Source organism: Streptomyces sp. NPDC057445 (genome assembly GCF_042802855.1).
Classification (GTDB): domain Bacteria; phylum Actinomycetota; class Actinomycetes; order Streptomycetales; family Streptomycetaceae; genus Streptomyces.
Genome location: NZ_JBHVDH010000001.1, coordinates 616,863 through 629,722, shown reverse-complemented (window position 1 = coordinate 629,722; position 12,860 = coordinate 616,863). Strand labels below are relative to the sequence as shown.

Annotated in this window: 9 protein-coding genes; 7 read left to right on the top strand and 2 right to left on the bottom strand. The window is 70.8% G+C overall.

Features of this window, described 5'->3' with window-relative positions:
• Positions 1-4: 4 nt before the first annotated feature.
• Positions 5-1,417: a glycosyltransferase gene (locus ACFU5O_RS02870; protein ID WP_384235515.1), complete on the top strand. Its 1,413-nt coding sequence runs from the start codon at positions 5-7 to the stop codon at positions 1,415-1,417.
• Complete coding sequence (locus tag ACFU5O_RS02865) at positions 1,414-3,558, top strand: glycosyltransferase (protein ID WP_384235512.1); 2,145 nt, start codon at positions 1,414-1,416, stop codon at positions 3,556-3,558. The genes ACFU5O_RS02870 and ACFU5O_RS02865 overlap by 4 nt, the downstream gene beginning before the upstream one ends.
• 181 nt (positions 3,559-3,739) lie before the next feature.
• On the opposite strand, the gene ACFU5O_RS02860 is transcribed toward ACFU5O_RS02865, so the two are convergent.
• Together ACFU5O_RS02860 and ACFU5O_RS02855 are read right to left on the bottom strand one after the other, a co-directional pair.
• Positions 3,740-4,342, bottom strand: coding sequence for an acyltransferase (locus tag ACFU5O_RS02860; RefSeq protein ID WP_384235510.1), 603 nt, complete (start codon positions 4,340-4,342; stop codon positions 3,740-3,742).
• Between the two features lie 61 nt (positions 4,343-4,403).
• Positions 4,404-6,299 (bottom strand): hypothetical protein, encoded by a 1,896-nt coding sequence (locus ACFU5O_RS02855; RefSeq protein ID WP_384235507.1) that lies wholly within the window; start codon positions 6,297-6,299, stop codon positions 4,404-4,406.
• A 293-nt stretch (positions 6,300-6,592) separates the two neighbouring features.
• On the opposite strand from ACFU5O_RS02855, the gene rplU reads away from it, so the two are divergent.
• The 5 genes from rplU to ACFU5O_RS02830 all read left to right on the top strand — a co-directional run bounded on the left by rplU (position 6,593) and on the right by ACFU5O_RS02830 (position 12,802).
• Positions 6,593-6,913, top strand: coding sequence for a 50S ribosomal protein L21 (gene rplU / locus ACFU5O_RS02850; protein WP_384235505.1), 321 nt, complete (start codon positions 6,593-6,595; stop codon positions 6,911-6,913).
• A gap of 14 nt (positions 6,914-6,927) precedes the next feature.
• On the top strand, positions 6,928-7,182 hold the full coding sequence (rpmA, locus tag ACFU5O_RS02845) for a 50S ribosomal protein L27 (protein ID WP_023550764.1): 255 nt from the start codon (positions 6,928-6,930) through the stop codon (positions 7,180-7,182).
• Positions 7,183-7,302: 120 nt separating this feature from the next.
• Entirely contained in the window at positions 7,303-8,739 is a 1,437-nt protein-coding gene (gene obgE / locus ACFU5O_RS02840; protein ID WP_384235503.1) for a GTPase ObgE, read from the top strand.
• Positions 8,740-8,937: 198 nt separating this feature from the next.
• On the top strand, positions 8,938-11,010 hold the full coding sequence (locus ACFU5O_RS02835) for a glycosyltransferase family 4 protein (protein ID WP_384235500.1): 2,073 nt from the start codon (positions 8,938-8,940) through the stop codon (positions 11,008-11,010).
• Between the two features lie 292 nt (positions 11,011-11,302).
• Complete coding sequence (locus ACFU5O_RS02830) at positions 11,303-12,802, top strand: SDR family NAD(P)-dependent oxidoreductase (protein ID WP_384235498.1); 1,500 nt, start codon at positions 11,303-11,305, stop codon at positions 12,800-12,802.
• Positions 12,803-12,860 lie beyond the last annotated feature (58 nt).

Sequence of the window (12,860 nt, the reverse complement as noted above, 5' to 3'; positions counted from 1 at the left end):
TGGGGTGTCTCCCACCCCTGCTACCCAGCACACCGAAGGCAGCCGGAACGACGGCGCGCGCAGGCATGTGATCTACCTGGCGATCGGCTTCCCGCCGGCCGCGAAGAGCTGCGCCTATCGGATGACCGAGACGGCCAACCAGTTCATCGCCCAGGGCTGGGACGTCACCGTGGTGACGATCGAGCAGGAGTCCTGGGAGCGTGACTTCGGTCTCGACCACACCCTCTCCGAGCGCGTCGACCCGCGGGTCCGCGTCGTCGAACTGCCGCTCGTGCGCCAGGACCTCGAGACCGACCTCCGGAAGTTCACCGAGGGCCGTGCGCTGAACCCCGGCAAGTGGGTCGCGGACTACCGCCTCGCGGGCATGAAGGCCTTCCCGGAGCCGATCTACGGCGGCTGGCGCCACGACCTGGAGAAGGCGGTCCTGCGACTGCACCGGGAGAAGCACGCCGATCTGGTGCTCGCGACCTGCGTCCCTTACGTGAACATGGCCGCCGCGCTCAAGCTCTGGGAGACCGAGCGCGTGCCGTACGCCATCGACTTCCGCGACGGCTGGTCGGTCGACGTCATCGACGGCGGTGAGGCCTTCGCCCCCGACTCGGTGTCCGGGAAGTGGGAGCGCAAGGTCCTCACCCATGCCGTGTCGCACTGGCTGGTCAACGACCCGATCGCCGACTGGTACCGCGAGCGCTACCCCGACCTCGCCGACAAGATCCATGTCGTCCGCAACGGGTACGACGAGGCCAGCGTGCCCGCCTCGACCCGCAAGCCGGACCCGGAGAAGGGCCTGGTCTTCGGCCACCTCGGTGTGGTGACCTCGCCCCCCAGGATCCTCAAGGCCGTGCTCGACGGCTGGCGCATCGCCCGCGAGCGGGACCCGATCGTGGCCCGCTCCAGCCTGGAGATCCGCGGCCAGATCGGCTCCGGCGCGCACCGTGAAGCCAACGCCCACATGGAGCTGATCCGGCAGTCGGGCGGTGACGCGGTCTCCTTCGGCGGCCCCGCCCCCAAGGCCGAGGTGCCCGAGATCTTCGCCTCCTGGGACGTGCTGCTCCTGATGATCATGGGCGGCAAGTACATGACCTCGGGCAAGGTGTACGAGTACATGGCCACCGGCCTCCCGGTGATGTCCGCGCACAAGGTCGAGCACGACGCCACGACCGTGATGAACGGACACCCCCTGTGGACCGGCGCCTGCGGCTTCGACCCCGAGAAGCTCGCCGTCCTCTACTCCACCGCCGCGCGTATCGCGTTCGAGGCGACGGACGGGGAGCGGGCAGCGGCGAAGGCGCACGCCGCCCAGTACGCACGAGCGGCCCAGATGGGCCCTGCGGTCCGCAAGCTGACGGAACTGGTGACGTCCGGACACGCGTCCCCTTCCCTGCGGACCAATGACGTGGAGGGCCTCCCCGCATGATCGACGTACTCCTGATCGCGGGCAGTGTGCCTCAGCCCGCGGTCCTGAAGGCATCTCTGGACAAGTTCCGTGAGGCCGGAGCCACCGTCCGCCTCGCCGGGCTGTTCGAGCCCGCGGACGTCGACCCCGAGGGGCTCGACCTCCTGGCCCTGCACTCGCTGCCAGAGGCGGGCGAGGCGCACGGCGAGAAGTTCGTCAAGGGGGCCCAGAAGGGCTCCGCCCTCAGCCGCACCTGGAAGTTCGTCCAGCGTGACCGCTGGGTTCGCTCCCAGGCCCGCAAGGCGGACGTACTGGTCGCGCTCGACCAGCCGGCCGTCTACTCGGTGTGGCGGCTCGCCCAGCGCAACCGGCGCGCCGACGCCGTCTTCGGCATCGCCCCCGCTCTCAAGGCGGTCGCGGACCGCCGCGAGCGTCCCGGGCACTACGCCCTGCGCAACGTCTACCGGACGCTCCCGTCGCCCGTCGTCGCCGCCCGGAGCGTGTCGCGCACCGCACGCCGCGGCGCCAACGGTGTGTACCAGAAGGCGACCTCCCCGCGCGTGCTGCGCACCGCGGTCGGCGCCAAGGCCTGGCGTGCCGTCGTGTCCGCTCCGCGCGTCCCCGACGGCACCCGCACCGTGCTGGCGCACCGGGTCAGCCACAGCATGTCCAAGGGCGGCCGCAGGGCCGGCGCCTCGATCGTGCTGAACTCCGCCGCAGGCCGGGTCGCCGACGCCGCGCTCAAGGCGGATCTGCTCGCAGAGGCCGCCCGCAAGGACATCGCCCGCGGCCACGACGACCCCAAGGGACGCGCCCGGGCCGTCAAGGCCCTGCTCGCCCTCGCCGACCAGCGCTACGCGAACCACGATGCCAAGCACGCCGCGCACGTCCTGTCCTCGGCGCTGACGCTGGCCTTCCACCGGGCTCTGCACTTCGACGACCTGTCGTCCCCGCTGAGCGCCGACACCGACGGCTACATGGCGCCGTTCCGCGCCAGCAAGGCCTTCGCCGCGCTCTCGGCGCCCCGCGGCCGGGAGCTCCCCGCCGCGACCGGGGTGCCGGCCGACCGCCCGCTGAGGCTGCTGGTCACGACGTACTCCAACGCGAACTTCCTGCAGCCGATCATGGACCGGTACGCCGACCATCCCGGCGTCGAGATCCGCTTCCTCGACCTCAAGGAGGACGACGAGCTGCGGCCGCTCGCCAAGGGCGGCCAGCGGATGATGGAGTACCTGCTCGGCGGTCAGCGCGGCTTCGGCAACAAGGTCGAGGACGCGCTCAGGCCCCACCTGGACTGGGCGGACACCGTCTTCGTCGACTGGGCCACCAACGCCGCTGCGCTGTTCACGCTGGTCGACCCGGGGACGACCCGGATCGTCGTCCGGCTGCACAGCTACGAGGCGTGGACGTTCTGGCCGCACCTCGTCGACCGCAGCCGCATCGACGACGTCGTCTTCGTCGGTGACCACCTGCGCGACCTGGCGACCGACATCCTTCCGGACCTGCGCGAGCCCGGCGGCCCGCGGCTGCACGTCATCGCCAACGCCATGGACCTGGAGCGCTACCAGCGCCCGAAGACGAGCCCGGACGCCCGGTTCACGCTCGGCCTCGTGGGCGTCAGCGCGGTCGCGAAGGACCCCCGCTGGGCCCTGGACGTCCTGCGCGAGCTGCGCAGGCACGACAGCCGCTACCGCATGGTCATCGTCGGGGACGGCCTCGACCGCAAGGCCAGCGCCGCCGCCCGCCGCTACGACAACCTGCTCCGCGAGGACCTCGAGGAGCTGGAGGCCGAAGGCGCGGTCGAGCTGTACGGCCGTACCGAGGACGTGCCGGGTGCGCTCACCGGGATCGGCGTCATCCTCAGCAGCTCCGTCCGCGAGAGCTTCCACTGCGCCCTGGTCGAGGGCACGGTCAGCGGTGCGCTTCCGGTGGTCCGGGACTGGCCCTTCTTCGCGGGCAAGGAGAACGGGGCACGGACGCTGTACCCGGCGGACTGGATCGTCACGACGCCGACACAAGCGGCTGAGCGGATCCTCGAATGGACCGGCTCGGAGGACCGCTGGCGCGAGGCCACGGCAGGGGCTGCCAAGCTGTCGCTCTCCACGTGGGACTGGTCGGTCGTGAGCGCCGGGTTCGACAAGCTGCTGCTCGGCGACGAGTGAGCAGACGGGACGCCTGAGCCCAAGGGCTGCAGGACGCAGGGAACGCAACCGGCCCCGCACCACCTCCGGGTGGTGCGGGGCCGTGTCGAATCCATGACCGCGGGCGGCACCGGGCAGTGCGGGCCGCTCGGACGGCGCGCTCGACCGAGGCGGCGCGCTCGACCGAGGAGTTGAGCTCGGCTCAGGCTTCGCGCTCGACGAGCACGCCGTCCTTCTCGTCGTAGAGGGCACCGGTGCTCGGGCACTCCCACACACCCGGCTCGCCCTCTCGCTCGGTCAGGCGGACGCCGGTCCGGCCGACCCAGCCGATCTGCCGGGCCGGAACACCCACGACCAGCGCGAAGTCCGGCACGTCCTTGGTGACGACAGCGCCCGCGGCGACCATCGCCCAGCGTCCGATACGGACCGGGGCGACGCAGACCGAGCGCGCTCCGATCGAGGCGCCGTCGTCGATCCTCACACCGACTGCCTCCCAGTCGCCGCCGCGCTTCTGCTTGCCGTCGGGATCGACGGAGCGCGGGTTGTGGTCGTTGGTGAGGACCACGGCGGGACCGATGAAGACACCGTCGCCGAGCTGGGCGGGCTCGTAGACCAGCGCGTAGTTCTGCAGCTTGCAGTTGTCGCCCATGTGCACACCCGTACCGACGTAGGCACCGCGGCCGATGACACAGCCCTCGCCGAGGCGGGCCCCCTCACGGATCTGGGCGAGCTCCCACACGCTGCTGCCGGCGCCGATCTCGGCGGTCTCGTCGACCTGGGCGGTGGGCTGGACCCTGTAGTTCACTTCTCTGCCTTCCGGTGTCTGGCTTCGCCCGGCGAGCATACTGCCGGGCCCCGCTCCGGGCTCAGCCGAGATGTCGGCGAGGACGCCGCCCGCGACGCCGCACCTCCCGGCGGGCCGAGGCGAGCTGGGCGCCGAAGTACAGCGCGACCAGCGACACCAGGAGGGAGCGGAGCACGCCCCGCTCCGGCGACCACCAGGAGTGGAGCGCGACCGCGCCGAAGAGGACGAACGCCGCGACGCGCAGCGCCCACCAGCGGACAGGGCGCGGGTCCGGGTCCGTCCCTGATCCGGGGACGAGGAGCCGGTCCGGGTCGTCGGCCATCGTGTCGCGCATGCCCGCGAGGAGGCCGCGGCGCTCCAGCAGCCGGGCGCCCGGCACATCGGCGAGGACGTCGGGGCGGTCGCCGAACGCCTCAGGGAGCGGGGGAAGGCCGAGGGCGGCGACGAGCTGCGTCTGCCGGCGGGCCGGGGCGTCGGACGAGCGCAGCAGGCCGGTGAGCGGGCGGGGATCCTCGATCGCGAACACCCGGGCGAGCGCGGTGGCGGTCGCGGCAGCGGTGCTGTGGTCGCCGACCGGAGCGGCGGGGTCCCATTCGTGCGAGGCGGCCTCCTTGCCCTTGTGGAGCAGGGTGAACCCAGCCCGGTCCCCGGCACGGCGCAGCACCAGCGCGGGCCACTTCTCGCCGGTGGTGAAGGTGTCGGCGGCGCCGGTGAGCCGGTCCTTGCCGATCAGGGTGGCCCGTTTGCCGGGGGACTCGTCGGGGGCGAGCGCCACATAGCTGGCAGAGCCGCCCGCAGGGGCGATCCGCAGCGGAACGCCGCACATCAGGGCCGCCTCTGCGACCTTCGGCGGCGGGGCCGCCGCGATGGCCAGAAGGTGGACCGTGGGACCGGAGGAGACGGCGGCGGCTCCGGTCACCGAATCCGGGGGCGAGGAGAAGAACGGGACACGGCTCGCTATCTGCATCCGTACGCCCGTGCGGAACTCGAGGAACTCCTCGCGCGGGTCCCCGAAACAGTTCCAGGGGGACGAGCGGGCGTGCACGCCGATCGCCCGGAAGACCTCCAGTGCCTCCTCGTGGCGGCCGCCGAGGATCAGCATCAGGGCGAGAGGGTTGCGGAAGCCTGCGGCCTCGGGGTCCCCGGGCTCGTGGAACGAGGACAGCCGCAGGGCGCGGTCCACGGCGGCGGTGATCCGGGACCGGTCGACCGGCCCGTCCCCGGCGGCGCCGGCGACGATGTCGTACTCGAACGCGGCTTCGAGCGGCAGTGCGTGCAGCCTGGAGCCGGGCAGGGCCGCGTCGGCGGCCCGCTCGGCGAACGCGAACATCTCCTCGTGCGAGCCGTACCACTTGTCGCAGAGGTACTGCAGCGCGGTGGCGTGACAGCCGTAGTGGTGCGGGGAGCGGGCCGTCGCCTCGGCCCAGTACGCGTCGAAGACCTCGCGCGGTGCCTGGATGCCGCGGGCGTGGGTGAGCGCGATCTGCCACGGCACCGGGTCGGCCGGGTTGAGCTCGGCCGCCGCCGATATCACCGGTACGGCGTCCTCCAGCAACGCGAAGAAGGCCTGGAACTGGTCGCGCGAGACGTGCCGGGCACGCGCGCCCGTACGTATCGCCCACGCCCGGTCGATGCACAGATCGGCCTTGACCAGCATGGCGTCCGGATCCTCTGGGGACTCGGCGAGCCAGGCGTCCAGCCAGCCGGGACTGTGCAGGGCCGACTCCGCGAGCACGCCGACCCATGAGCTGCGGCGCTCCCACTCGCCGCCGTGCCTCGTCGCGGCGAGGAGGTCACGGGCGGGACCGTGGTCGCCCCCGGCGGCCGCGGCCACCGCCGCGCGCAGCGGCGCCGGCCGTTCGTCGAGAAGCACGGCCTCGTCCGGGGGCAGGTCGCGGCCCACGACGGAGCCGTGGCGCAGCAGACGCGGCATGGTGATCAAGGAGCGCAAGGACACGAGCGCACATTCAACCGGTGGCCGTGGGCTTCCACCAGAGGGATCCGGTCGCCGGCGGGGACGGGAACCGTGAGGGTGGGTGACCGCGCCGGGGCAGGGGGCCGGTTTGACCCCCTGAGATCGGCCCCGTAACCTTGACCGTCGGCGTGTTTCCATGCGCGCCAGCTTCTGAGCACCTCCCTCCGGGTCCTCGACCCGGAGAGGCCGTTCATCCATTGCGGATCGTCCCGGGCCCCGGCCCGTGCGGACGGCTGGCATCAGGAGTTCCCGTTCCGAGCGAGAGTGAGATCCGCGTGTACGCCATCGTGCGCAGCGGTGGTCGCCAGCACAAGGTTGCTGTCGGCGACATCGTTGAGGTTGACAAGATTTCCACTGCCAATGTTGGCGACACGGTCGAGCTCTCGACCCTGCTCGTTGTCGACGGCGACGCTGTGACCAGCGACCCGTGGGTGCTGGCCGGCATCAAGGTCCAGGCCGAGGTCGTGGACCACCACAAGGGCGCCAAGATCGACATCCTGCGCTACAAGAACAAGACCGGCTACCGCCGTCGTCAGGGCCACCGCCAGCAGTACACGGCGATCAAGGTCACGGCGATCCCCACGGCTGCGAAGTAAGGGACTGAGGAGAGATGGCACACAAGAAGGGCGCATCGTCCACCCGGAACGGTCGCGACTCCAATGCTCAGCGGCTCGGCGTGAAGCGCTTCGGCGGTCAGGTCGTCAACGCCGGTGAGATCCTGGTCCGTCAGCGCGGTACCCACTTCCACCCGGGCGCGGGCGTCGGCCGCGGCGGCGACGACACTCTGTTCGCGCTGCAGGCCGGTGCGGTCGAGTTCGGTACCCACCGTGGCCGCAAGGTCGTGAACATCGTTCCGGTCGCCTGATCCAGGTTCCGTAGAACGATTCTTTCGCGAGGGCGGACCTCTCTTCCCCTTACGGGAAGCGGGTCCGCCCTTCGCGTGTTACGTAGTAGACATTCCGTACGTAATTCTGGAGGCACATCCATGACCACCTTCGTGGACCGCGTCGAGCTGCATGTCGCCGCGGGTAACGGAGGCCACGGCTGCGCCTCCGTACACCGTGAGAAGTTCAAGCCCCTCGGCGGGCCGGACGGCGGCAACGGCGGGCGTGGCGGTGACGTCATCCTCACCGTCGACCAGTCCGTGACGACGCTGCTCGAGTACCACCACTCGCCGCACCGCAAGGCCACCAACGGCAAGCCCGGCGAGGGCGGCAACCGGTCCGGCAAGGACGGCCAGGACCTGGTGCTGGCGGTGCCGGACGGCACGGTCGTGCTGGACAAGCACGGCAACGTGCTCGCCGACCTGGTCGGTGAGGGCACGACGTACGTGGCCGCTGAAGGCGGTCGCGGTGGCCTCGGCAACGCGGCGCTGGCCTCGGCCCGGCGCAAGGCGCCCGGTTTCGCGCTGCTCGGTGAGCCCGGTCGCGCGGGCGACATCGTGCTGGAGCTCAAGACCGTCGCGGACGTGGCGCTGGTCGGTTACCCGAGCGCGGGCAAGTCCTCGCTGATCTCCGTGCTGTCCGCCGCCAAGCCGAAGATCGCGGACTACCCCTTCACGACCCTGGTCCCGAACCTGGGCGTCGTCACGGCCGGCTCGACCGTCTACACGATCGCGGATGTGCCGGGTCTGATCCCCGGAGCCAGCCAGGGCCGCGGCCTCGGCCTGGAGTTCCTGCGGCACGTCGAGCGCTGCTCGGTGCTGGTGCACGTGCTGGACACGGCGACGCTGGAGTCCGACCGTGACCCGGCCTCCGACCTCGATGTCATCGAGGAGGAGCTGAAGCAGTACGGCGGCCTGGACGACCGTCCTCGCATCGTCGTCCTCAACAAGATCGACATCCCGGACGGCCAGGACCTCGCGGACATGATCCGCCCGGACCTGGAGGGGCGCGGCTACCGCGTCTTCGAGGTGTCGGCGGTGGCGCGCACCGGCCTGAAGGAACTGTCCTTCGCCCTGGCCGACATCGTCGCCAAGGCGCGCGCGGCCAAGCCGAAGGAAGAGGCGACCCGGATCGTCATCCGCCCGAAGGCGGTCGACGACGCGGGCTTCACGGTCACCCAGGAGGAGGACGGCCTCTTCCGGGTGCGCGGTGAGAAGCCGGAGCGCTGGGTGCGCCAGACGGACTTCAGCAATGACGAGGCCGTCGGCTATCTGGCGGACCGTCTGAACCGTCTCGGCGTCGAGGACGGGCTGATGAAGGCCGGTGCGCGGGCGGGCGACGGCGTGGCCATCGGCCCAGAGGACGACGCTGTCGTCTTCGACTGGGAGCCCACGATGATGGCCGGCGCGGAGATGCTCGGCCGCCGCGGCGAGGACCACCGCATGGAGGCTCCGCGGCCTGCGGCCCAGCGCCGCAAGGACCGTGAGGCCGAGCGCGACGAGTCGCAGCGCGAGTTCGACGACTTCGACCCGTTCTAGACGGGAGCTGCCCCCGGCCGGGGGCAGCCGGGGGCGGCCGGACGCGTCGGAGGAGCCGGAAGCGCCTGAGACAACCGAAGAGCCGGAACTAAGAGATCAGTTCGGATCCGTGTGGGGCACAACCTGTCGCCCGTTTTCACCGTCTTGTACGCGGGGGTGGGGCGGCAAGGTGCCCCAGCGGAACTGAACGGAGCGTTGATGAAGGTCTCCTTCCTCATCCACACCATCTACGGCATCGGCGGCACCATCCGCACCACGCTCAACCTCGCGGAGGAGCTTGCCGGCCGGCACGAGGTGGAGATCGTCTCCGTCTTCCGGCACCGGGACGAGCCGCTCTTCGCGATCGACCCCCGTATCTCCGTCGTACGGCTCGTCGACACCCGCCCCTCCTCGCCGGGGAACGAGAAGGACCACCCGCTCGCGCTCGAGCCCGCCGGACGCTTCCCGGCCCACGAGGCACGCTTCAAGGAGTACAGCCGGCTCACCGACGAGCGGGTACGGGACCACTACGCCGCCTCCGACGCGGACGTGGTCATCGGAACCCGGCCCGGGCTGGTCGCGTATGCCGCGCAGTTCGCGCCGGAGCACGCCGTGCTCATCGGCCAGGAGCACATGACGCACAATCACCACAAGCCCGCGCTGCGCGCCGAGATGCGCGAACACCTCGCCGCCATGGACGCGTTCGTGACCGTCTCCGAGGGCGACGCGGCGGTCTGGCGGGAGCGGATGCCGCTCCCGGACACCCGGGTGCTGGCCATCGCGAACAGCGTGCCCGAGCCCATGGTCACCCCCTCCGATCTCAGCGGGACGACGGTGGTGGCGGCAGGACGGCTCGCCTCGGAGAAGCAGTACGAGGTGCTGATCGAGGCATTCGGCAAGGTCGTGGCGGCCCGGCCCGAGTGGACCCTGCGCATCTGCGGCTGGGGGAACCAGAAGGAGCGACTGCGCAGACGCATCGACGAACTCGGCCTCTACAACAGTGTCCTGCTCATGGGCCCCCGCTCACCGATCGAGCCGGAATGGGTCAAGGGCGCGATCGCCGTGTCCACCTCCCGCCATGAGTCCTTCGGTATGACGCTCGTCGAGGCGATGCGCTGCGGACTGCCCGTCGTCAGCACCGACTGCGACTACGGGCCCCGGGAGATCGTCGCGGACGGCGTCGACGGTCTGCTCGTACCCGTGGGCGATGCCGATGCCGTCGCGCAGGCGCTGCTGCGCCTGATCGACGACGAGGCACTGCGCCGCCGCATGGGAGCCGCCGCCCGCGCGAACGCCCGGCGCTTCGACCCGGGCCCGGTGGCCAAGCAGTACGAGGAGCTCTTCGCCGAGCTGGGCGCGGGGACACGTCCCGGCACCACGACACGCGATGCGGCGCGACCCGCCGAGCCGCCGGAGCCCGAAGCCTTCGCCCCGCTCGCGGACTGCGTCGCCGAACCCGACGGGGGCGTGACCGTCGCCCTGATCGCCCCCGCGGCGGCAGTCGCCCGGCGGCCGGGCCTGCGGCTGGTGTGCGAGCACGCGGGCGGGAGCGCGGAGGACCGTGTCTTTCCCTTCCGGGCCGACGGAACGGTCACCATCCCCCCGGACACGGACTTCGCGGACGGCGGCTGGATCTGCCACGCCGAGCAGCCCTCGTCCGGCGCGCGTGCGGGCATCATCGCCCGCGCGGTCGACCAGCGGGGCTCGATGAACGCCGCCGGCCGGCTCTCGCCCGGAAGCGGCGTGCGTCACCTCGTCCCCTACATCCGTACACCGTCGAATCTGCTCGCGCTGCGCTCCTGGGTCCGCCCCGTCCACGCCGAGGCCGGTGACATCGCCGTCGCAGACCGCGACATCACCGTCTCGGGACGCTTCCACGGCCCCGCGGAGGCCGGGGGCCTGTCCGAGCGGCCCGTGCTGCTGCTGCGCCGTCGCGGCGCGGACGCCGCGGAGCTGGAGTTCCCCGGCGTCCGGGAGGACACGCAAGGCTTCCGCTGCACCCTGTCCTGCGCCGCTGTGGTCGAGTGTCGCGGCGCGGACAAGGAGCGCTGGGAGGCCTGGCTGCGGTACGCCCCGGACGCCGAGCCCGTCAGAATCGGCAGGGTCATCGACGACGTGGTGGTGAAGAGCTCGGTCTTCGTCTTTCCGCCGGTGCTGCTCCAGCAGCCCCGGCCGTTCCTGATCCTGCGCAGGGCCCTGCGCAGGATCAGGGGCCGCCGCCAGCTGCTGGTCTCGGCGAAGCTCGCGTACGACCAGCAGAACGCGCTGGTGCTCGACGTCGCGGACCGCTGACCGGGGGCGGGTACCGCTGCGCCCTGCCTGGTCCCGCAGCGCGGCGCCGAGGACCGGGCCCGGGCGCTGGTCCGGGGCCCGACGGGAGCGCGATTTCCCCAAGGAGCAGGCGGGGTGAATGTGTGGTGTCGATCACCCCGGAGGATCGGCGCACGGTAGCCAACACCCCTGGCCACCCGGTGAACAAACGGTTTCGAGAGGGTGTGGAAGCTCCTATGACCGCCTTGCGGGACGGTCACGCAGAGTGCGACCATCACACCGTCCCCCACTCAACGCAAGGTAGAGGTCGTCTGTGTCCGTGCCGCACGAAGCCAAGCCCCGCACCACAGCAGTCGTGCTTGCCGGTGGTACCGGCCAGCGCGTGGGCCTCGCGATCCCCAAGCAGCTGCTGAAGATCGCCGGCAAGGCCGTCATCGAGCACACCCTGACGATCTTCGAGCAGGCCGAGGCCATCGACGACGTGATCGTGCTGATGGCGCCGGGTTTTGTGCCCGACGTGGAGAAGATCATCGCCAAGGCCGGGCTCACCAAGGTGAGCAGGGTGATCGAAGGCGGAGCGACCCGGAACGAGACGACCGAACGTGCCATCGCGGCCCTCGGCGAGGGTCTCGCGGAGGGCGAGGACGCCAACGTCCTCTTCCATGACGCGGTGCGTCCGCTTCTGTCACAGCGAGTGATCGCCGACTGTGTGGAGGCCCTCGAGCGCTACCAGGCCGTCGACGTCGCCATTCCCTCCGCCGACACGATCATCGTGACCCGCACCCACGGCGAGGACGGCGAGTTCATCACGGACGTCCCGGACCGCTCCCGGCTGCGCCGCGGCCAGACCCCGCAGGCCTTCAAGCTCTCCACGATCCGCAAGGCGTACGAGATCGCCGCGGGAGACCCCAACTTCCAGGCCACGGACGACTGCAGCGTCGTGCTCAAGTACCTGCCCGACGTGCCGATCTACGTCGTCGCGGGTGACGAGTACAACATGAAGGTGACCCAGCCGGTCGACGTCTTCATCGCCGACAAGCTCTTCCAGCTGGCCTCCACCGCCGCCCCGCGCCAGGCCGACGAGGCCGCCTACCGCGAGCTGCTCGCCGGCAAGACCTTTGTCGTCTTCGGCGGCTCGTACGGCATCGGTGCGGACATCGCGGCCCTCGCCGAGCAGTACGGCGCCACGGTGTACGCCCTCGGTCGCTCCACCACCGGCACCCACGTCGAGAACGCCGAGCACGTGGACGACGCGCTGTCCAAGGCGTACGCCGAGAGCGGCCGTGTCGACTACGTCATCAACACGGCGGGCGTGCTGCGCATCGGCAAGCTCGCCGAGACCGACAACGCGACCATTCAGGAAGCGCTGAACGTCAATTATCTGGCACCTGTCCAGATTGCGCGTGCGTCCTACAAGTATCTGGCAGAGACCAAGGGGCAGCTGCTCCTCTACACCTCTTCCAGCTACACCCGCGGGCGCGCCGAATACAGCCTTTACTCGTCCACGAAGGCGGCCATGGTGAATCTCACCCAGGCCCTTGCCGACGAATGGGCGAGCGAAGGAATCCGTGTGAATTGCGTCAACCCGGAGCGCACCGCCACGCCCATGCGGACCAAGGCCTTCGGCCAGGAGCCGGCGGGCTCGCTGCTCTCCTCCGAGGCCGTGGCCCGGACCTCGCTGGACGTGCTGCTCTCCGAGCTGACCGGTCACGTCGTCGACGTACGGCAGCAGGACCCGACCCGTGAGGCCAGTGAGGCCTCCGGATTCGAGCAGGCGCTGGCGTCCGTTCTGGACCGCCAGGAGGATGTGTAATAATCCTCGATTAATCGACTTTCGGGCCTCTGAAATCGCCTCATGCGATACAGAGGCC

Coding starts and splice junctions, on each gene's coding strand:
- ACFU5O_RS02835 (WP_384235500.1), top strand. CDS start 8,938: ATGAAGGTCTCCTTCCTCATCCACACCATCTACGGCATCGGCGGCACC.
- ACFU5O_RS02865 (WP_384235512.1), top strand. CDS start 1,414: ATGATCGACGTACTCCTGATCGCGGGCAGTGTGCCTCAGCCCGCGGTC.
- rpmA (WP_023550764.1), top strand. CDS start 6,928: ATGGCACACAAGAAGGGCGCATCGTCCACCCGGAACGGTCGCGACTCC.
- obgE (WP_384235503.1), top strand. CDS start 7,303: ATGACCACCTTCGTGGACCGCGTCGAGCTGCATGTCGCCGCGGGTAAC.